The following is an 18,614-nucleotide window of genomic DNA, read 5'->3' on the forward strand; positions in this document are numbered from 1 at the left end:
GGGTCAGGCGAGGCGGAGTTCGATGGTGTCGGCGACGGCTTCGTAGCCCAGCGCCTGGTAGATCGCGTTGGACGTCGGGTTCGCCTGGTCGGTGAACAGGATGACCCGGTTGCCCGCCTCCTGCAGCTCGGCGGACACCTGCGCGACCGCGGCGCTGGCGAGCCCCTTGCCGCGCTGCTCCTTGGGCGTGAACACCGGCCCGACCCGGGCCACCTCGTAGGCGGGCGGGTTCCAGCCGGTCAGGTGGACCGGACGATCGTCCTCGTCGACCCAGAACCGGAGGACGTCATCGGCGAGCTTCTGCTCGATGTCCGCACGACTGAAGTGGTCGGCGTGGTGGCCGTCGTTCCGGTCCCTGCCCGCCTGCTCGTTGGCGTCGAGGAAGAACTCGCGGATCCAGGCCAGCGCGAGCTCGGCCTCATCGGCCCGGACCGGGCGCAGGCTGCCGGCCACCGGGCGGGCGGCACTCAGCGTGCCCAGCTCGTGCAACCGGGAGTGCATCGAGACCTGGACCTCATTGCCTGCGTGGGCGGCGACGATCCCCGCGACGATGTCGGACGCGGGCCGGAGCCCGTTGATGCCGCCGATCTCCTCGCCGGTGTCCTCACTCCGGGCCACCAGCGCATGACCCAACGCCTCTGCCCCGGCATCGGACATCGCCAGCAGATAGAGCGGGTACGGCGGGAACGGAGCCGTGCGCATCGCGACACCATCGATCTCGCCCGTCGGGCCGCTGACGACCACGAACCAGCCGTACGGCAGGTCCTCCGGCGCGCCGGTGTCGGCGAAGCGCTGAGCGGTGGTGCTCACGACGGTGCCCGTCACCGGGTCCTGGGCGAGATGCTCGCCGGCCCGCGCCAGGAAGGCGCTCGCGTCGTCGGTGAACCAGACGTCGTACTCACTGCTCATGGTTGATCGTCTCGTCCCGGAACTCGCTGTTCAACCGGATTTCGATGAGTTCACCCTGGACTGTCGGTCCTTCCTGACAACGTCAGAGCCATCCCATCCGTTTCACGAGCGAAGGGCACTCCCATGCAGCACACCACCCTCGGCCACCCCTGCTGGATCGAACTGGTCACCGCCGACCGCGACAAGGCCGTGGCGTTCTATGGCGGCCTCTTCGGCTGGACGACGACCGAGCCGGTCGCGGAGTTCGGCGGCTACTCCCAGTTCCTGCACGACGGCCGTCCGATCGGCGGCCTGATGCCGGAAGTGCCCGGCATGACGGGTGCCCCGACCTGGTCTGTCTACCTCGCCACGCCCGACGCCGCGAAGGTCGCCGCGCAGGCGGTGGAGGCCGGCGGCGCCGCTCCCGTGCCGCCCATGGAAATCACCGGCCTGGGCACCATGGTCGTGGTCACCGACTCCTCGGGCATGGCCCACGGCGGCTGGCAGGCCGCCCCCTTCACCGGCATCGACACCGACAGTCGTCCCGGCGAGCCGATCTGGTTCGAGGCCTACTCGAAGGACTTCGGCGCCACGAAGGACTTCCTGCGCGACGTTTTCGGCTGGACCCCAGACGTGGTCGGCGACACCGACGAGTTCCGCTACGCCACCAACGGTCCCGCCGACACCGCACAGGCCGGCCTGATGGACGCCGGGAACTGGGGCGATGAGTTCCAGCCCGCGTGGACCGCCTACATCAAGGTCGAGGACATGGATGCCGCGATCGCGCGCGTCGTCGAACTCGGCGGCTCGGTCGTCAACGGCCCCGACGACACCCCCTACGGCGTGCTCACCGAGATCGCGGACCCGGCGGGACAGCGGCTCAAGATCATGGTCCAGCCGCAGGGCTGATGGGTTCTGGCAGGGCCTAGCGGGATTCGAACGCCAGTCGGCCGGCCAGGACGGCGAAGCTCGCAGCGAAGGCCTTGCGCATCCGGTCCACGACCTTCGGACGCGACAGCACCTGATCACGCACCGCGGCGGCGAAGGCGGCGTACAGGGCGAAGACCGCGAAGGTCATCAGCATGAAGACCCCGCTCAGGGCGAGCATCGCGGGCACTGCGCCCGGTCCGGCCGGCACGAACTGCGGCAGGAAGGCGAAGAAGAAGATGGTGAGCTTCGGGTTGAGCAGGTTCAACGTGATCCCGCTGACTAGCACGGCTCGCGTGGAGCTCGTGCCGGCGGCATCCTCGTCGACGGTCAGAACACCGCGGTCACGCCAGGTCGACCACGCCATGTAGAGGAGGTACGCCACGCCGGCGTACTTCAGGACGGCGAAGGCCACGCCGCTCGCATGCAGCAACGCGGCCAGCCCGGTGATCGCGGCGAGCATGTGCGGGATCGTGCCGAGGGTTCCGGCGAAGGCGGCCAGCAGTCCGGCACGGGTACCGCGCGTGAGACCGGCGGCGATGGCGTAGAGGGCGCCGGTCCCCGGCGTTACGCAGATGACCAGCGAGGTCAGCAGGAAGGCGGTGCTCATACCTGTGCAGACTAGGCCGTCCCCAAACGGATCCGCTTCCAACTCTGTCTAGGCTCAGGAGAACCCCACCGGACCGGCAGAAGGCAGCAGCGATGATCACCCGCACCGATGTCGAGGCGGCCAGGGAACGCATCGCGGGCCGGGTGCGTCGTACGCCGCTCCTCGCCATCGATGACGGGTACGGCGGCGCGGGCTCGTTCAAACTCGAGTACCTCCAGCACACGGGCACGTTCAAGGCGCGCGGAGCCTTCAACCGGATCCTCAGCGCCGCCGAGGACGGCAGCCTCGACCCGGCGGTCGGGGTGGTCGTGGCCTCAGGCGGCAACGCCGGTCTGGCAAATGCCTTCGCCGCAGCTGCGCTCGGCGTCCCGGCCACGGTCTTCGTTCCGGAGAACGCGCCAACCGTGAAGGTCGAGAAGCTGAGGGCGTACGGCGCGCAGGTGGTGCTCCGCGGGACGGAGTACGCGATGGCCTACGAGGCGGCCGTCGAGCACGCGCAGACCACGGGTGCGGTGTACTGCCACGCCTACGACCAACCGGCGATCGTGGCGGGCGCGGGCACGCTCGGTCTGGAGATCCTGGAGGACCTCCCGGCAGGCGTCGACACCATCGTTGTGGCCGTCGGTGGCGGCGGGCTGATGGCCGGGGTCGCTGCGGCAGTCGAGGGCCACGCCAAGGTGGTCGGCGTTGAGCCGCAGACCATCCCGACCTTGAACACGGCTCTGGCCGAAGGCCGGCCGACCGACGTGGAGGTGTCGGGCATCGCCGTGGACTCTTTGGGTGCCCGTCGAATCGGCGACATCGCCTTCGAGGTCGCCACGCGCACGGGTGTGCAGCCAGTACTGGTGGGCGACGACGACATCGTGCACGCGCGGCGGATCCTGTGGGACCGGTACCGGATCGTCGTGGAGCACGGGGCCGCGGCGGCGTTCGCTGCCCTCACCAGCGGCGCCTACGTGCCCGCCGGGGACGAGCGGTTCGTCGTCGTACTCTGCGGCGCCAACACCGACCCCGCCACTCTCTAGACACGTAATGTCGCTGAAACGATTGTTTCGCGCGCCTGTCACCGGGAGGATCTAGTTTCAGGTCGACGGGACGAGGACCGGGCAACCAGGGACAGGAGGCAGCGTGCGGATCGAGGAGTTCAACGCGTTGTCGGACGCTGACGTCGCGACCGCGCTCAGGGCCTGCGTGTCCATCGATTCCTGGGTCACCGACCTCGCCTCCGGTCGTCCGTACGACGACACGACTCAACTTCTCGACGCCGGCCGAGCCCAGGTAGTGGGGTGGGCGCCGGCCGACGTCGAGACAGCCCTGGCGGACCACCCGCGGATCGGCGAACGCCCGGCCGCGGACAGCGCCACCGCAGAGCACTCGCGCAGCGAACAGGCGGGGGTCGACGCGGGCGACCAGGACCTGGCCGAACGCCTGCGCGACGGCAATGCGCGCTACGAGGAACGCTTCGACCGGATCTACCTGGTGCGGGCGAAGGGCCGCAGCGGCGCGGAGATGCTGGCGCTGCTCGAACAGCGCCTCGACAATGACCCCGTGACCGAACTCGAGGTGACCCGGCAGCAACTGGGCGAGATCGCGCTGCTGCGCCTCGCCGACCTGATGAAGCCCGATGCGGAGGCCACCACGTGAGCACCTGCTCCACCCATGTGCTCGACGCTGCCCTCGGGCGACCGGCGGCCGGCATCGCCGTACTCCTGACGTCGGTGGACGCCGCACTGGCGGAAGCGGTCACGGATGCGGACGGGCGGGTCCGGTTCGAGGCAGACCTCGCTCCCGGCGACTACCGGCTGACCTTCGCGACCGGACCCTGGTTCGCCCAGCAGCAGCGCAAGACGTTCTACCCGGGTGTGACGCTGCACTTCACCGTCGAGCAGGGCCAGGAGCACTATCACGTGGCGCTGCTGCTCAGTCCGTTCTCCTACACGACCTATCGGGGCAGTTGATGGCTGACGAACACAGCAACTACGTCCTGTCCGACCTCCAGCACGGCAAGGCCGAGTGTCGGCTGGTGAAGGTCGACCGGGTCTCGACAGGCTCGACCGACGGGAGCGCGCAACACGTCCTCCACGACCTCAACGTCACCACCCAGCTGCGCGGCGACTTCGCGACCGCCTACACCGAGGGCGACAACACCCACGTCCACGCGACCGACACCCAGAAGAACACGGTCTTCGCGCTCGCCCGCCAGCACGGCGTGGAGTCGCCCGAGGAGTTCCTGCTCGTGCTTGCCGACCACTGGCGCGAGCAGCCGTGGGTGACCGGGACGTGGTTCCACGCCGAGCAGTTCGCATGGGACCGGCTGCCCGCCAACGGGCACTCGTTCGTGCGGACCGGCGAGGCGACTCGGACCGCCTGGGTGCAGACGTACGGCGACGAGACCTTCGTACTCGCCGGGCTCAGCGACCTGGTCGTGCTCAAGAGCACGGGCAGCGAGTTCCACGGGTTCCCCCGCGACCGCTACACCTCGCTCGGAGAGACCAACGACCGGATCCTGGCGACCAGTGTCTCGGCGACGTGGCGCTACGACCCCCTCGACGTCAACTGGGACGTCGCCCACGCGGCGATCCGCACCGCGCTCCTCGACGCCTTCGCGACGACGCACAGCCTCGCCCTCCAGCAGACGATCCACGCGATGGGCGCGGCCGCCTTGGATGCCTGCCCGGAGGTCGCGGAGATCCGGATCTCCTGTCCCAACAAGCACCACTTCCTCGTCGACCTCGCGCCCTTCGAACTCGACAACCCCGGCGAGGTCTTCTTCGCGGCCGACCGCCCCTACGGCCTGATCTCGGCCACCCTGTCGCGCAACGACACCACCGAGCCGCGGGCCTGGGCCGGGATCGCGGGCTGACTCCATGGCCCAGCCGGTGACCTACGACGCCGTCCGCGGCCGGCAGGTGCTGGTCGGCGACGCGTTCGTGCCCGCCACCGTGCTCATCCAGGACGGCCTCATCGCCGCCATCGCGTCGTACGACGCCGAGGTCATCGGCGACGTCCTCGAACTCCCCGACACGGCGCACCTGCTTCCCGGCAACGTCGACACGCACGTGCACGTCAACGAACCCGGACGCACCGCGTGGGAGGGCTTCGCGACCGCGACCCGAGCGGCCGCACTCGGCGGGGTCACGACGCTGATCGACATGCCGCTGAACTCTGTCCCGTCGACCACGACCGTCGACGCCCTCGTGGCGAAACAGGCGGCCGCAACCGGGCAACTGAGCGTCGACGTCGGTTTCTGGGGTGGCGCCGTACCCGACAACCTCGGCTCTCTCGAGCCCCTCTGGGACGAGGGCGTCTTCGGCTTCAAGTGCTTCCTGGCGCCGTCCGGGGTCGACGAGTTCCCGCACCTCGATGCGCTCCAGTTGACCGCGGCACTCAGCGAGATCGCCGCCTTCGACGGGCTGTTGATCGTGCACGCGGAGGACGCCGCCGTACTCGAAGCGGCGCCGCACCACGGCAGCCGCGCCTATGCCGACTTCCTGCTCAGCCGTCCGCCCGAGGCGGAGACGACCGCGATCCGGCATCTCCTCGACGGCGCGCGCGAGACGGGTTGTCGGGTGCATGTCCTGCACCTGTCGAGTGCCCGATCCCTCGACCTGCTCGCCGACGCCCGGGCCGAAGGGCTGCGCGTCACCGTCGAGACCTGCCCGCACTACTTGTGCTTCGCGGCCGAGCAGATCCCCGATGCCGCGCCGGAGTTCAAGTGCTGCCCGCCGATCCGCGACGAGGGCAACCGCAACGAGCTCTGGCAGGCGCTGCAGTCCGGCGTGATCGACACGATCGTGAGCGACCACTCCCCTTCCACCGTCGACCTCAAGTGCGCCGGCAACGGCAACCTCCAGGTGGCCTGGGGCGGGATTTCCGGGCTCCAGGTCGGCTTCGCTGCGGTTGCCCAGGAAGCGCGCACGCGTGGGATCGGGCTCGACCAGGTGAGCCACTGGATGGCGCGCAACACCGCGGACCTGGTCGGCCTGAGCGACCGGGGCCGCATCGCTGTCGGTGCCGCCGCTGACCTCACCGTCCACGACGCCGTGAGCTGGGAGGTCGACGTCGCAAATCTCGCGCACCGCAATCCGATCTCGGCCTACGACGGACAGAAGTACGACGGCGCGGTGACCCACACGTTGCTGCGCGGTCGACAGCTCGGCGACGACCCGCAGATCGACGATGCCTCCGGAACACAACTGCAGAGGACGCCCTGATGGACGAGATCGCTCCCCCGCCCCGGCTGCTGATGGGCCCCGGCCCGATCAGCGTGGACCCGCGGGTGCTGCGCGCGATGGCCGCGCCGCTGGTGGGCCAGTTCGACCCGTTCATGACGACGACGATGAATGAGGTGATGGGCCTCTACCGCGAGGTCTTCGACACGACGAACGAGCAGACGTTCCTCGTCGACGGCACCTCGCGGGCCGGCATCGAGGCCGCGCTGGTGTCGCTGATCGAGCCCGGCGATCGGGTGCTGGTGCCGGTGTTCGGGCGGTTCGGCCACCTGCTCACCGAGATCGCGCAGCGGTGCGGCGCGGAGGTGCACACCATCGAGGTGCCGTGGGGCGAGGTGTTCGCGCCCGAGGCGATCGAGGCCGCCGTACGCGAGGTGCGACCGAAGGTCCTGGCCTGTGTCCAGGGCGACACGTCGACCACGATGTGCCAACCGTTGGCGGACATCGGCGCGATCTGTCGCGAGCACGACGTCGTGTTCTACTGCGATGCGACCGCGTCCCTCGGCGGCAACGAGTTCCGCTCCGATGCGTGGGGCCTCGACATCGCGACCGCCGGCCTGCAGAAGTGCATCGGCGGGCCGTCCGGCAGCGCGCCCATCACCATCTCCGACAAGGCCGCCGCGGTCATCAATGCCCGACGTCACGTCGAAGCAGGCATCCGCGAGGACGCAGACGTTGCGATGGGCCGACCGATCGCGTCCAACTACTTCGACCTCGCCATGGTCATGGACTACTGGGGACCGCGCCGGCTCAACCACCACACCGAGGCCACCTCGATGTTGTACGCCGCCCGCGAATGCGCGCGTCTGCTGGTGACCGAGGGCCTCGACGCGTCCGTCGCGCGCCACGCGCTGCACGGCAACGCGATGCTGGAGGGCGTGCAGGGCCTGGGCTTGGGCGTCTTCGGCGACATCGCTCACAAGATGCACAACGTGGTCGCGGTCGAGATCCCCGAGAAGCTCGGTCCAGCGGGTGGCGACGCGGTTCGCGCCAGCCTGCTCAACGACTTCGGCATCGAGATCGGTACGTCGTTCGGTCCGCTCCACGGCAAGGTCTGGCGGATCGGCACGATGGGCTACAACGCCCGCAAGGACGCCGTCCTGACGACGCTCGCCGCGCTGGAGCAGGCCCTGCGCTCGGCCGGTGTCGGGGTGCCGGCCGGCGGCGGCGTCACCGCAGCCCAGGCGGTCTACTCCGAGGGCCGACCATGACGACCGCCGGGATCGCCCTCGCCCGCTGCTCGGAACTCGACGTCATCTCCGCGTCGGAGACCTGGCTCGAGCGCACCCACCTGACCCCGCAGCACCGCGCTGCCAACGCTCTCGCGGGCAGGTGGATGCGGGACGCCGGACTCACCGTCTGGCAGGACGCGGCGGGCAACATCTGCGGCCGCCGCGAAGGCCCGACGCCCGGCCTTCCTGCGCTGTTGCTCGGCTCCCATCTCGACACTGTCCCCGACGCCGGCAGCTTCGACGGGATGCTCGGCGTGGTGATGGCGATCGCCGTCGTCGAACGCCTCCGCGACATCGAACTCCCCTTCGCACTGGAGGTCATCGGCTTCAGCGACGAGGAGGGCGCCCGGTTCGGCAAGGCGTTGCTCGGCAGCCAGGCCGTGGCCGGTACGTGGGACGAGGACTGGTGGGACCTGCGCGATCGCGACGGCATCACGCTGCACCAGGCGTTCCTCGAGTTCGGGCTCGACCCGCGCCAGGTCGGCGACGCGGCCCGCCGTCCCGAGGAGCTCGTCGGCTACCTCGAGGCCCACATCGAACAAGGGCCCTACCTGGAAGCGGCCGACGCGTCGCTCGGGTACGTCACGACCATCGCGGGCGCCCGGCGATTCCGCCTCACGGTGACGGGCGAAGCGCGGCACGCCGGCGGGACGCCGTACGAACGGAGAAGGGACGCGCTCCTCGGCGCCAGCGAGATGATCGTGGCGGTGGAGCGGTTGGCGCGAGCCGCCGGCACGATCGCGACCGTCGGTCGGATCGAGGTGCTGCCCGGTGCGGTCAACGTGATCGCCGGCCGCGCCGACCTGAGCCTGGACCTTCGCGCCGCCACCGACGAGGAACGCGACGCAACCTGGGCGCAGATGGAAGAAGAGTTCGAGAAGATCTGTACGGCGCGCGACCTGCGCCTCGACGTCGTCCTGAACCACGAGGCACCGGCCGCACCGTGCGCCGGTTGGCTCAAGAACGCGGTCATCGCAGGCATCAGGGCAACCGGGGACCCGAACCCGATGGGCCTGTGGAGCCGGGCCGGCCACGACGCGATGGCGATCGCGGCCATTGCCGACATCGGCATGCTCTTCGTCCGCTGCCACGACGGCATCAGCCACCACCCCGATGAGGGCGTCCGCGAGATCGATGTCGCGCACGGCATCGACGCGTTCGAGCAGGCGGTGCTGCAGGTGGCCGCCACCTGGACGGACGACCATGGCGACTGAGCAGGCCGAACAGTCGGGCCAGCGGATCGACGAGCGGATCGCCGAACGCCACGACGACCTCAGCCCCCAGGAGCGCCGTGCCGCAGGCGCCCTGCTCGAGCACCTCGACGACCTCGCGACCTACCGTGCCGCCGAACTGGCGGAACTCGCCGGGGTTTCCCGCGCGACAATGAGCCGCCTGTTCCGCAGCCTCGGGTTCGCGGACTTCGACGAGGTCCGTGAGCACCTGCGTGGCCTGCGCGCGACCGGCGAACCGCGCCGTGTCGACGGGGCTCCGGAGCCCGAGGCGCTGGCCGCGGCCGAGCATGCGGCGATCCTGCGTGCCGTCGGGCACCCCCGCGTGCCCGAGGTCGCCGGCCTGATCGCCCTCGCCGAGCGCGTCCTGGTGGTCGGCTGGCGCAACAGCTATCCGGTCGCCCTGCACCTGCGCGAACAGCTCGCCCAGGCCCGCGACGACGTCCGGATCGCCCCCGTGCCGGGCCAGACGACCGGTGAGGAACTGGTCGGCCTCGGGTCGGCCGATGTGGTCCTGGTGGTCGGCTTCCGACGGCGGCCGCAGCACTTCGGCGCCTTCCTCACGGCCGCGCACGCGACCGGCGCGACCGTCGTACTCCTGGGTGACCCGACGGCGGTGGCGCACGCCTCCCACGCGAGCATCTGGCTGGAGTGCCCGTTGCAGCATGCGCTGGCGTTCGACAGCTACGCCGCCCCGATGGCGCTCGTCAGCGTGCTGGCCGACGGCGTGCTCGCTGCGTGTCGTCGTACCGGAAGCGCCCGCGTGCGCAGCATCAGCGAGACTTACGAACAACTCGGCGAAGTGGAATGAGAGGCGACCAGTGACCGGCGACCCGAACAACGGCCTGGACAGTGACGCAGCATGGCTGGCCCGTGCGGTCGAGCTCGCGACCGCCAACGTCGACGACGGCGGCGGGCCCTTCGGCGCGGTCATCGTGCAGGACGGCAAGCTGATCGCCTTCGGGCAGAACCGGGTCACCCGCGACCTCGATCCCACCGCCCACGCGGAAGTGATGGCGATCCGCGCCGCGTGTACGGCGATCGGCTCATTCAGCCTCGCCGGCTGCTCCCTCTACACCTCCTGCGAACCGTGCCCGCTTTGCCTGTCGGCATCGTTGTGGGCGCGACTGGACCGCGTCGTCTACGCCGCCGACCGCGAGGACGCGGCCAGGGGCGGGTTCGACGACAGCGAGTTCTACGAACTCTTCGACCGGCCCCGGTCCGAGTGGTCGATGGACATCGACAACCTGCGGCCCGACAACGCGTCGTCACCGTTCGACGCGTGGCTCGCTCACGAGAAGCGGACTGCGTACTGACAGGAGTTCCGCCGCGACGCCGAGTGCGATCGCAGCCGGCTTCTTGCTGTGGATGCCCGTGACTGCGGGATCGCCGATGGGCGTGCGGATCCGGGCGATCTCGTCTGCTGTGTGACCGAGGTCGGCCAGCTTCGACCGGAAGCGAACCCACTTCGCCGACGACCCGATCAGACCGATCGACCCGGGCACGTCGGAGCGCAGCAGCGCGTCGAGCAACGCGAGGTCCTCGGCGTGGTCGTGCGTCAGCACCAGGGTGTGCGTGCCGCGCGGCAGTTCGGCGATCACCAGTTCCGGGAGCACGGACACCCGGTGCACGTGGACGTCGGCTGGTCCCGTCAGGAGTGGCGCCAGTCGGGCGTCGTCGAGTTGATCGGCTCGGGAGTCGACGAGGTGAAGGTCGAGGTCGTGGCGCCCCAGCAGCAGCGCCAGTTCGAACCCGACGTGGCCCATCCCGAAGATCGCGTACGACGGCAGCACCCCCACCGGCTCGAGCAGCAGGGTGACCTCGCCACCGCAGCACTGCACCCCGTGCTCGAGCGGCGCCTTGTCGGACAGGTCGTGCCGCTCAGTCACCGGCGTCGCGGTGCCGTCGGCCAGCAGGACCCGCGCCCGTCGTACGGCGGCCTCCTCGAGGTTGCCACCGCCGACGCTCCCCCACGTCTCCGTCGCGGTGACCACGAGCTTGGCACCGGCCTCCCGTGGGGCGTGGCCCCGCACTTCGGCAACGGTGACCAGGACGCACAGAGTCCGCGTGTCGCGGAGGTGCTGGAGCGCGCGGAGCCAGTCCATGTCACGCCTGCCCCTTCGCGGTCTGGATCGCCCAGTAGACCGCTTCGGGCGTGGCGGGTGAGGCCAGCTCGACGCCCAGCGCTCCGCTGGTCGAGCCTGTCGAGACCCCGAACGCGCCGACCGCGTCGCGCAACGCCTCCCGCACCGCGAATGCCAGCATCAACGGCGGCTCTCCGACCGCCTTGGAGCCGTAGACCGCGCCGTCGTCCGCAGCGTGCTCCAGCAACGCGACCCGGAAACCGAGAGGCATCTCGGAGAGGCTCGGCAGCTTGTACGTCGACGCCGACTGGGTCGCGAGCCGACCGCGCGACGGACCATCGGAGTTGTCCCAGCGCAGGTCCTCCAGGGTCAGCCAGCCGACGCCTTGCACGAAGCCGCCTTCGATCTGGCCGATGTCGACCAGCGGGGAGAGGCTGTCGCCGACGTCGTGGACGATGTCGACCCGGTTCACCCGGTAGGCACCAGTGAAGCCGTCGACCTCGACCTCGGCGGCCGCGACGCCGTACGCGAAGTACTTGAAGGGATGGCCGGTCATCGTCGATGCATCCCAGCTGAGACCGGGGGTCCGGTAGAAACCGGCGGCCCAGAGCTGGATGCGGTCGAGGTAGGCGGCGCGGACCAGGTCCTCCCATGTCTCGACAGGCTCGACCGACGGATCCAGACCGAGGCGTTCGCGCACCGGAGCAAGCCGCCCGAGGATCTGTTCGCACGCGTCCTTGACGGCAGCCCCGTTGAGGTCGGCGCCCGAACTGGCCGCCGTGGCGGACGTGTTCGGCACCTTGTCGGTGCGCGTCGGCGCCAGCCGGACCCGCTCGATCGGCAGGCCCAGGGTGGTGGCCGCGACCTGCAGCATCTTGGTGTGCAGGCCCTGGCCCATCTCGGTGCCGCCGTGGTTGATCAGCACCGAGCCGTCCTTGTAGACGTGCACCAGCGCGCCGCCCTGATTGAACGACGTGAAGTTGAAGGAGATGCCGAACTTCACCGGCGTGATCGCCAGACCCCTCTTGGAATGGGGGTCCTGGGCGTTGTGGCTCGCGATGTCGTCCTGCCGCTTCGCGAAGTCGCTGGTGTCGAGCACCTGCTGCCACGCCCGGTCGAGACGGGCAGCGTGCCGCACCGGTTGCCCGTACGGCGTCGGCTGGTCGTCGACGTAGAAGTTCCGCCTGCGGAGCTCATCGGGCGCGAGACCGAGCGCCGGAGCGCAGCGGCCGAGGATGTCCTCGATCACGAGCATCCCCTGCGGGCCGCCGAAGCCGCGGAACGCGGTCTGTGAGGTCTTGTGGGTGCGCGCGATCCGCCCGTCCACCGCCAGGTGAGGGATCCAGTACGCGTTGTCGATGTGGCACAGCGCGCGGGAGAGCACGGGCTCGGACAGGTCCAGGCTCCAGCCACCGTCGGACGTGAGCGTCGCCTCGAGGGCCTGCAGGCGGCCGTCGTCATCGAAGCCGACCTTCCACGACGCGTGGAATCCGTGGCGCTTGCCGGTCATTGTCATGTCCTGCTGGCGGGTCAGCCGCACCCGGACAGGGCGGCCGGTGAGCCGCGCGCCGAGCGCCGCGATCGCGGCGAACCCGTGCGGCTGCATCTCCTTGCCGCCGAAGCCGCCGCCCATCCGCAGGCACTGCACGGTGACCTGGTGGCTCGCGAGCCCGAGAACGTGGGCGACGATCTCCTGCGTCTCGGTGGGGTGCTGGGTGCTGCACTGCACGAACACCTGGCCGTCGTCGTCGATGCTCGCCAGCGATGCGTGGGTCTCGAGGTAGAAGTGCTCCTGTCCGGCGAACTCGATCTCGCCCTCGAACACCTGGCTGCTGGCCGCGAATCCCGCGGCCACGTCGCCGCGCTCCAGACGCGGTCGGGCGCCCTGAAAACTCTGCTGGGCGATCGCGTCGGTGACCTCGATGATCGACGGCAACGGCTCGTACTCCACGACCACGGCGAGGGCACCGAGCCGGGCACTCTCGAGATCGTCGGCCAGCACCCACGCGACGGCGTGGCCGAAGAACATCACCTCGTCGGGGAACAGCGGCTCGTCGTGCTTGGTGCCGGCGTCGTTGATGCCCGGCACGTCGGCGGCGGTCAATACCCGCACCACCCCGGGGACGTCGAGCGCCGGAGACACGTCGAGGCGGGTGATCCGGGCGTGTGCGTGGGACGCCTGGACGGGGTGCGCATGGAGCAGTCCGGGCATCCGTGCGGCGACGTCATCGGTGTAGAGCGCGCGACCAGTGACGTGCAGCGCCGCGGACTCGTGCGGGAGCGGCCGGCCGATCACTGCGACTCCTGGTGGTTGAGGCGCGAGCGCCAGCGAACCTCGAAGCCAAGGAGGGACTGTCCGAGCATCGCCTTGCGATACGCCGCGCTCGCCCGGTGGTCGTCGAGCGGTGTGCCCTCGCCGGACAACACCTGGGCGGCCGCCTGCACCGTCGCGGTCGACCAGGGCTGGCCCACCAGGGCGGCCTCCGTCGCCGTCGCCCGGATCGGTGTCGCCGCCACTCCACCCAGCCCGATCGCGGCGCGAGCCACCACGCCGTCCACCACCTCGACAGCGAAGGCCACCGCGACCGACGAGATGTCGTCGTAGCGCCGCTTGGCGATCTTGTGGAACGCCGTCATCGGGGCCAACGGAAGGGGGATCCGCACGCGACCGATCAGTTCGTCGGCCCGCCGCACCGTCGCCCGATAGCCCGTGAAGTAGTCCGCGAGCGGCACGACCCGCTCCCCCGCGGGCGACACCAGCACCACCTCGGCGGACAACGCGAGCAGCGCCGGTGGCAGGTCGCCGATGGGCGAGCCGGTGCCGAGGTTGCCGCCGATGGTCGCGCCGTTGCGGATCAGCCGCGACGCGAACTGCGGGAACACCTCCTCCAGCAACGGGATCCGGCCGGCCAACTCGCGCTCGATCTCCGACAACGACAGGGCCGCGCCGATCTCCACGACGTCCGTGCCCACGTCCAGCCGACGCAGTTCGTCCAGTTGATCGATCGCGACCAGAAGTGCCGGCCGGGCACCCCGCAGGTTGGCCTCGACCCCGAGGTCGGTCGACCCTGCCAGAGCAACCGCTCCGGATTCTCCGAGGGCCGCGAGCGCTTCGTCGAGAGATCCCGGGCGCACCCACCCGGGCGCGCAGCGCGCCGGCGCTGCAGGAGTCGGCTCCGTCGTACGCGAGAGGAAGCGGTCGCCTTCGACGGGATGGCCCAGCGCCTCTGCGGCGTCGAGGATCGGGCGATATCCGGTGCACCGGCACAGGTTTCCGGACAGTGCGTGGTGGTCGAACTCGACGCGGCCGGGCCGGTAGTACTCCGCGGCCATGCTGCAGACGAAGCCCGGCGTGCAGTAGCCGCACTGGGAGCCACCCCGGCCGGCGAGCTCGCGCTGCACGGGGTGCAACGCCTCCGGCGTGCCCAGTCCTTCCGAGGTCAGCACCTCCTGGTCAGCCAGGGCGGCCGCCGGAATCAGGCAGGCGTTGATCGCCGTCCACTCCGTCGCCGCGTCCACGCCTGAGCGCGCGATCAGGACGGCGCACGCGCCGCACTCACCCTCCGCGCAGCCCTCCTTCGCGCCGGTCAGGCCGATGCCCCGCAACCAGTCGAGGGCGTTGAGCGCAGGACCGGCAGCAGCGAACGACCGGACGGTCCCGTTGACGGTGACGGGAGCCTGCGGCAGATTGGCGGCCGGGTCGGTGCTCATCACCCCCACCGTAGGCCTGCTCCCCATGCCTCCGGGTCCACTTGTCGACGAGACGGAACGAATTAACCGTGCCGAAACGCAGAGCGACAGCACTGAAACGCTGCGCTCATAGCGTCGCTCATCAGCAACTGCTGTTGCATCTCGGACCGGTCCCGACGCCAGCCCACGCAGGAGAACACATGACCCACCCGTCCCCTCGCCCGCGCTCACGCCGGCGCATCCGGATCATGGCGGCCACGATGGTGGCCGCCGTCGGCATGCTCGGCCTCGCGGCCTGCGGCAGCGACGACGCCGATGAAGGCAGCGGCCACGGCGAGATCAGCGTCCAGTACTCCTGGATCAAGAACGAGGAGTTCGCCGGCGAGTTCTACGCCTACGACAAGGGCTACTACGAGGACGCAGGCTTCAGCGCCGTCAACGGCATCTCGGGCCCCGACACGGGGGTGGCGAAGCTCCTGAGCGGCACCGTCCAGGTTGCCCTGAGCGACGCCGCCTCGATCGGCGCGGCCATCGCCAACGAGGACGCCCCGCTGAAGATCATCGGCGCGACCTTCCAGAAGAACCCCTTCACGATCCTGTCCCTCAAGGACGGCGGCGACATCAAGACGCCCGCTGACCTGAAGGGCAAGAAGATCGGCGTCCAGGACTCCAACGCCAGCGTGTTCGAGGCGATCCTGAACGCCAACGGCATCTCGAAGGACGACGTCGAGGTGGTCCCCGTCGACTTCGACCCGACGCCGCTGATGGAGGGCAAGGTCGACGGCTTCATGGCGTACCTGACCAACGAGGCGATCACCGTCGAGCTCGCCGGCCACGAGGTCACCAACCTGCCGTACGCCGACAACGGCGTGCCGTACGTCGCGGAGACCTTCAGCGTCACCGACCAGTACCTCGCCGAGAACAAGGAACTCCTCAAGGACTTCCTCATCGCCGAGATCAAGGGCTGGACCGACGTCTTCAAGAACCCGACCGACGACACCGTCGGCGTGATCACGGAGTTCTACAACAAGGCCGCGTCCGACAACGCCGAGGGCCTCGAGGCCGTGTTCGGCGCGCTGGACCCCAAGAAGACCGGTCTCGGTCTGGACGCGCAGAAGCTGCTGATCTCCACGCCGGACACGGAGGCGAACGGCCTGTTCACCATCACCGACGAGCTCAAGGACCAGACCGTCGCATCGCTCGCCGCTGCCGGCTGGAAGGTCAGCGTCGAGGACCTCTTCGACACGAGCATCATCGACGAGATCTACGAGGAGAACCCGGACCTCAAGGGATACCTGCCCTGATCATGAGCACCGGATTGCAGGTCACCGGACTGACCAAGACGTTCAAGGTCGGCCGGGGCCGCAGCATCACGGCTCTGGAAGGGGCTGACCTCCACACCGAGGTCGGCTCCTTCCTCGCCCTCCTCGGCCCCTCGGGCTGCGGGAAGTCGACGATCCTGCGGATCCTCGCCGACCTGGAGCAGCCCACCGCCGGCACGGCACTGGTCGACGGGAAGACTCCGGCCGAGTTGCGCCGGGGCAGTGAGCTGGGCATCGCCTTCCAGGACCACGCCCTGCTGCCGTGGCGCAGCGTCACGAAGAACATCCGACTCCCCTACGAGGTCGCGGGGCGCCCGGTCGACACGGCCTACATCGAGGAACTGATCGACCTCGTCGGGTTGCGTGGCTTCGAGAAAAGCCTGCCCGCGCAACTGTCCGGTGGCATGCGCCAACGGGTGTCGATCGCGCGTGCTCTCGCGCTCAAGCCGTCCGTGCTGCTGCTCGACGAACCGTTCGGTGCTCTCGACGACATGACCCGCCAGAACCTCAACCTGGAACTGCTGCGGATCTGGACCGAGAAGCCGGCCACCACCCTGCTGGTCACGCACGGCATCTCGGAGGCGATCTTCCTCTCGGACCAGGTCGCGGTGATGTCGGCGCGACCGGGCCGGATCAAGGCGATCATCGACGTCGACCTGCCTCGGCCGCGCACCCCCGAGATGATGCGGACGCCCGAGTTCCACGCCCTCGTCGACCAGGCCTCGGAGATCCTCTTCGGAGCCGACGGGCGCGCGGACGCCGAGTCATGAGCGCGTCATGAGGTGGTCGTGATCCGGATCCCCGGCTGGTTGGCGACGATCCTCGGCTGTGTCGGGCTGGTCGCGGGCTGGTGGCTGTTCTCCGCGCTGGCATTCCGCCCGGACGCCGGCACCACGTACGACCCCGTCCCGTCCCCGCTGGCGGTCTTCCGCCAGATCATCGATGACGGCTTCTCTGCCTACTGGGACTTCTTCTCCGTCACCATCCACGAGGCCGCCATCGGGTTCCTGTGGGGCAACGGACTCGCCCTGCTGCTTGCAGCCACGGTGCTCCTCGTCCCCCGGATCGAACCCGTGGTCGTCCAGATCGCCGTCGTGACCTACTGCCTGCCGATCGTGGCGGTCGGCGGCATCGCGATCGTCGCGCTCGGCGGCGCGAACACCCCCGGCGACCCGTCGAAGACGGCGATCTTCCTGGCCGCGCTGTCGGTCTTCTTCACCACCGTGGTCGGGGCGCTGCTCGGGTTCAAGTCCGCCGACCGGGCCAGCCTCGATGTCGTCCGCGTGTTCGGCGGCGGCCGGGTGCGCCAACTCCTCAAGGTCCGCCTGCTCTCGGCCCTCCCGGCCATCCTCAACGCGCTGCAGGTCGCCGTACCCACGTCCCTGCTGGGAGCGGTCCTCGGCGAGTACCTCGGCGCCACCGACCGCAGCGTCGGCATCACCCTGATCCGGCTCCAGGGCTCGCTCGACTCGGTGCGCGTGTGGGCCGTGTTCCTGCTGTGCGCGCTGGTCGCCCTCATCGGGTACGCCGCGTTCGGGCTCATCGCCCGCCTGATCACGCCGTGGGTGGCCGGACGGAGTGCCGGATGACCCGCGCCATCGGCCGCTCCCTGGTCAACGCCCTCGCCACGCTGCTCATCGTGCTCGCGCTCTGGCAGGCCGTGGTCAGCTTCGCCGGCGTCTCGCCGTACGTCGCCAAGGGCCCGCTCGACGTCTTCCGGTTCCTGTTCGTGGACGAGGCCGGAGCGGCGCCCGGACGGCTGGCGGCCGACAATCGCGCGTCCATGCAGCCGCTGATGGTCCAGACCCTGAAGGACTCGGCGCTGGGGTTCGTCGTGGGCCTGTCGATCGCCATCGTGCTGGCCGTCGGCTTCTCGCTGTCGAAGGTCGTCGAGGCGAGCGTGATGCCGCTGGCCCTGTTGCTTCGCAGCGTCCCGCTCGTGTCGATCTCGCCGGTCATCATCCTGATCACCGGCCGCGGCTCGACGGCCTCGGTCGCCACCATCGGCAGCATCGTGGTGCTCTTCCCCGCCCTCGCCTCGGCGCTGTTCGGACTGAGCCGGGCCAGCAAGGAGAGCCTCGACCTGGTCCACGTGTACGGCGGCGGGAACCTCACCGCACTCCGCAAGGTCTCGATCCCGGGAGCCCTGCCGTCCCTGTTCGCCGCGGCCCGCGTCTCCGTGCCGGGCGCGGTCACCGGAGCGCTGCTCGCCGAGTGGCTCTCGACCGGCCAGGGCATCGGCGGGTCGATCCAGAAGTTCAACGCCGCCGCGAAGTTCGATGACCTGTGGGCTTCGGTCGCGATCATCACCGCGATCACCCTCGTGCTCTACAACCTCGTCCAGTTGTTGGAGAACGTCGTCCTCGCCCGGATGGGGATGAGCCAGCAGCAGAGCTGATC

General features: G+C 69.8%; 19 protein-coding genes. 14 read left to right on the forward strand and 5 right to left on the reverse strand.

Features of this window, described 5'->3' with window-relative positions; translation table 11 throughout:
* Positions 1-3: 3 nt before the first annotated feature.
* Positions 4-909 carry a GNAT family N-acetyltransferase gene (locus tag HRC28_RS21110; protein ID WP_182377342.1) on the reverse strand — a complete coding sequence of 302 codons (906 nt, stop codon included), beginning with the start codon at positions 907-909 and terminating at the stop codon, positions 4-6.
* Positions 910-1,032: 123 nt separating this feature from the next.
* On the opposite strand from HRC28_RS21110, the gene HRC28_RS21115 reads away from it, so the two are divergent.
* The gene (locus HRC28_RS21115) at positions 1,033-1,797 is read left to right on the forward strand and encodes a VOC family protein (protein WP_182377343.1); all 765 of its coding nucleotides are present in this window, start codon (positions 1,033-1,035) and stop codon (positions 1,795-1,797) included.
* Between the two features lie 16 nt (positions 1,798-1,813).
* Here the strand turns inward: HRC28_RS21115 and HRC28_RS21120 are convergent, their stop codons facing one another.
* Complete coding sequence (locus tag HRC28_RS21120; RefSeq protein WP_182377344.1) at positions 1,814-2,425, reverse strand: LysE family translocator; 612 nt, start codon at positions 2,423-2,425, stop codon at positions 1,814-1,816.
* A 92-nt stretch (positions 2,426-2,517) separates the two neighbouring features.
* On the opposite strand from HRC28_RS21120, the gene HRC28_RS21125 reads away from it, so the two are divergent.
* The 9 genes from HRC28_RS21125 (at position 2,518) to HRC28_RS21165 (ending at position 10,434) form a co-directional block, all read left to right on the forward strand.
* Positions 2,518-3,450 (forward strand): threonine/serine dehydratase, encoded by a 933-nt coding sequence (locus HRC28_RS21125; RefSeq protein ID WP_182377345.1) that lies wholly within the window; start codon positions 2,518-2,520, stop codon positions 3,448-3,450.
* A 103-nt stretch (positions 3,451-3,553) separates the two neighbouring features.
* Positions 3,554-4,069 carry a 2-oxo-4-hydroxy-4-carboxy-5-ureidoimidazoline decarboxylase gene (gene uraD, locus HRC28_RS21130; RefSeq protein ID WP_182377346.1) on the forward strand — a complete coding sequence of 172 codons (516 nt, stop codon included), beginning with the start codon at positions 3,554-3,556 and terminating at the stop codon, positions 4,067-4,069.
* Positions 4,066-4,383: a hydroxyisourate hydrolase gene (uraH, locus tag HRC28_RS21135; protein WP_182377347.1), complete on the forward strand. Its 318-nt coding sequence runs from the start codon at positions 4,066-4,068 to the stop codon at positions 4,381-4,383. The genes uraD and uraH overlap by 4 nt, the downstream gene beginning before the upstream one ends.
* Positions 4,383-5,288 (forward strand): factor-independent urate hydroxylase, encoded by a 906-nt coding sequence (gene pucL / locus HRC28_RS21140; RefSeq protein ID WP_182377348.1) that lies wholly within the window; start codon positions 4,383-4,385, stop codon positions 5,286-5,288. The genes uraH and pucL overlap by 1 nt, the downstream gene beginning before the upstream one ends.
* Positions 5,289-5,292: 4 nt before the next feature.
* Positions 5,293-6,639 (forward strand): allantoinase AllB, encoded by a 1,347-nt coding sequence (allB, locus tag HRC28_RS21145; protein ID WP_182377349.1) that lies wholly within the window; start codon positions 5,293-5,295, stop codon positions 6,637-6,639.
* Complete coding sequence (locus tag HRC28_RS21150; protein ID WP_237111594.1) at positions 6,639-7,868, forward strand: alanine--glyoxylate aminotransferase family protein; 1,230 nt, start codon at positions 6,639-6,641, stop codon at positions 7,866-7,868. Before allB ends, HRC28_RS21150 begins: the two co-directional genes overlap by 1 nt.
* The gene (locus HRC28_RS21155) at positions 7,865-9,103 is read left to right on the forward strand and encodes an allantoate amidohydrolase (protein WP_182377350.1); all 1,239 of its coding nucleotides are present in this window, start codon (positions 7,865-7,867) and stop codon (positions 9,101-9,103) included. The genes HRC28_RS21150 and HRC28_RS21155 overlap by 4 nt, the downstream gene beginning before the upstream one ends.
* Entirely contained in the window at positions 9,093-9,929 is an 837-nt protein-coding gene (locus HRC28_RS21160) for a MurR/RpiR family transcriptional regulator (RefSeq protein ID WP_182377351.1), read from the forward strand. Before HRC28_RS21155 ends, HRC28_RS21160 begins: the two co-directional genes overlap by 11 nt.
* A 10-nt stretch (positions 9,930-9,939) precedes the next feature.
* On the forward strand, positions 9,940-10,434 hold the full coding sequence (locus HRC28_RS21165) for a nucleoside deaminase (RefSeq protein WP_272902643.1): 495 nt from the start codon (positions 9,940-9,942) through the stop codon (positions 10,432-10,434).
* Here the strand turns inward: HRC28_RS21165 and xdhC are convergent.
* From xdhC to HRC28_RS21180, 3 genes are read right to left on the reverse strand one after another with little or no spacing between them, the layout of a single operon-like run.
* Positions 10,387-11,223, reverse strand: coding sequence for a xanthine dehydrogenase accessory protein XdhC (xdhC, locus tag HRC28_RS21170; RefSeq protein ID WP_182377352.1), 837 nt, complete (start codon positions 11,221-11,223; stop codon positions 10,387-10,389). The genes HRC28_RS21165 and xdhC overlap by 48 nt on opposite strands.
* 1 nt (position 11,224) lies before the next feature.
* Entirely contained in the window at positions 11,225-13,498 is a 2,274-nt protein-coding gene (gene xdhB, locus HRC28_RS21175; protein WP_182377353.1) for a xanthine dehydrogenase molybdopterin binding subunit, read from the reverse strand.
* Positions 13,495-14,913 carry an FAD binding domain-containing protein gene (locus HRC28_RS21180; RefSeq protein WP_182377354.1) on the reverse strand — a complete coding sequence of 473 codons (1,419 nt, stop codon included), beginning with the start codon at positions 14,911-14,913 and terminating at the stop codon, positions 13,495-13,497. Before HRC28_RS21180 ends, xdhB begins: the two co-directional genes overlap by 4 nt.
* 179 nt (positions 14,914-15,092) lie before the next feature.
* Here HRC28_RS21180 and HRC28_RS21185 point away from each other — a divergent pair, with 179 nt between their 5' ends.
* The 4 genes from HRC28_RS21185 to HRC28_RS21200 are packed head-to-tail and all read left to right on the forward strand — an operon-like array spanning position 15,093 to position 18,612.
* A complete protein-coding gene (locus tag HRC28_RS21185) occupies positions 15,093-16,196 on the forward strand; it encodes an ABC transporter substrate-binding protein (RefSeq protein WP_182377355.1) in 1,104 nt (367 codons plus the stop codon).
* A gap of 2 nt (positions 16,197-16,198) precedes the next feature.
* A complete protein-coding gene (locus tag HRC28_RS21190; protein ID WP_182377356.1) occupies positions 16,199-16,984 on the forward strand; it encodes an ABC transporter ATP-binding protein in 786 nt (261 codons plus the stop codon).
* A gap of 18 nt (positions 16,985-17,002) precedes the next feature.
* Complete coding sequence (locus HRC28_RS21195) at positions 17,003-17,803, forward strand: ABC transporter permease subunit (protein WP_237111595.1); 801 nt, start codon at positions 17,003-17,005, stop codon at positions 17,801-17,803.
* The gene (locus HRC28_RS21200; RefSeq protein ID WP_182377358.1) at positions 17,800-18,612 is read left to right on the forward strand and encodes an ABC transporter permease subunit; all 813 of its coding nucleotides are present in this window, start codon (positions 17,800-17,802) and stop codon (positions 18,610-18,612) included. Before HRC28_RS21195 ends, HRC28_RS21200 begins: the two co-directional genes overlap by 4 nt.
* Positions 18,613-18,614 lie beyond the last annotated feature (2 nt).

The sequence above is a fragment of the Nocardioides sp. WS12 genome, assembly GCF_014108865.1.
Taxonomy (GTDB): Bacteria; Actinomycetota; Actinomycetes; order Propionibacteriales; family Nocardioidaceae; genus Nocardioides.

Bases quoted from the DNA above. Each gene is read 5' to 3' on its own strand.
- allB (WP_182377349.1), top strand. From the start codon at position 5,293: ATGGCCCAGCCGGTGACCTACGACGCCGTCCGCGGCCGGCAGGTGCTG.
- HRC28_RS21150 (WP_237111594.1), top strand. From the start codon at position 6,639: ATGGACGAGATCGCTCCCCCGCCCCGGCTGCTGATGGGCCCCGGCCCG.
- HRC28_RS21180 (WP_182377354.1), bottom strand. From the start codon at position 14,913: ATGAGCACCGACCCGGCCGCCAATCTGCCGCAGGCTCCCGTCACCGTC.
- HRC28_RS21190 (WP_182377356.1), top strand. From the start codon at position 16,199: ATGAGCACCGGATTGCAGGTCACCGGACTGACCAAGACGTTCAAGGTC.
- xdhC (WP_182377352.1), bottom strand. From the start codon at position 11,223: ATGGACTGGCTCCGCGCGCTCCAGCACCTCCGCGACACGCGGACTCTG.
- pucL (WP_182377348.1), top strand. From the start codon at position 4,383: ATGGCTGACGAACACAGCAACTACGTCCTGTCCGACCTCCAGCACGGC.
- HRC28_RS21155 (WP_182377350.1), top strand. From the start codon at position 7,865: ATGACGACCGCCGGGATCGCCCTCGCCCGCTGCTCGGAACTCGACGTC.
- HRC28_RS21185 (WP_182377355.1), top strand. From the start codon at position 15,093: ATGACCCACCCGTCCCCTCGCCCGCGCTCACGCCGGCGCATCCGGATC.
- HRC28_RS21110 (WP_182377342.1), bottom strand. From the start codon at position 909: ATGAGCAGTGAGTACGACGTCTGGTTCACCGACGACGCGAGCGCCTTC.
- HRC28_RS21120 (WP_182377344.1), bottom strand. From the start codon at position 2,425: ATGAGCACCGCCTTCCTGCTGACCTCGCTGGTCATCTGCGTAACGCCG.
- HRC28_RS21160 (WP_182377351.1), top strand. From the start codon at position 9,093: ATGGCGACTGAGCAGGCCGAACAGTCGGGCCAGCGGATCGACGAGCGG.
- HRC28_RS21200 (WP_182377358.1), top strand. From the start codon at position 17,800: ATGACCCGCGCCATCGGCCGCTCCCTGGTCAACGCCCTCGCCACGCTG.
- HRC28_RS21115 (WP_182377343.1), top strand. From the start codon at position 1,033: ATGCAGCACACCACCCTCGGCCACCCCTGCTGGATCGAACTGGTCACC.
- HRC28_RS21125 (WP_182377345.1), top strand. From the start codon at position 2,518: ATGATCACCCGCACCGATGTCGAGGCGGCCAGGGAACGCATCGCGGGC.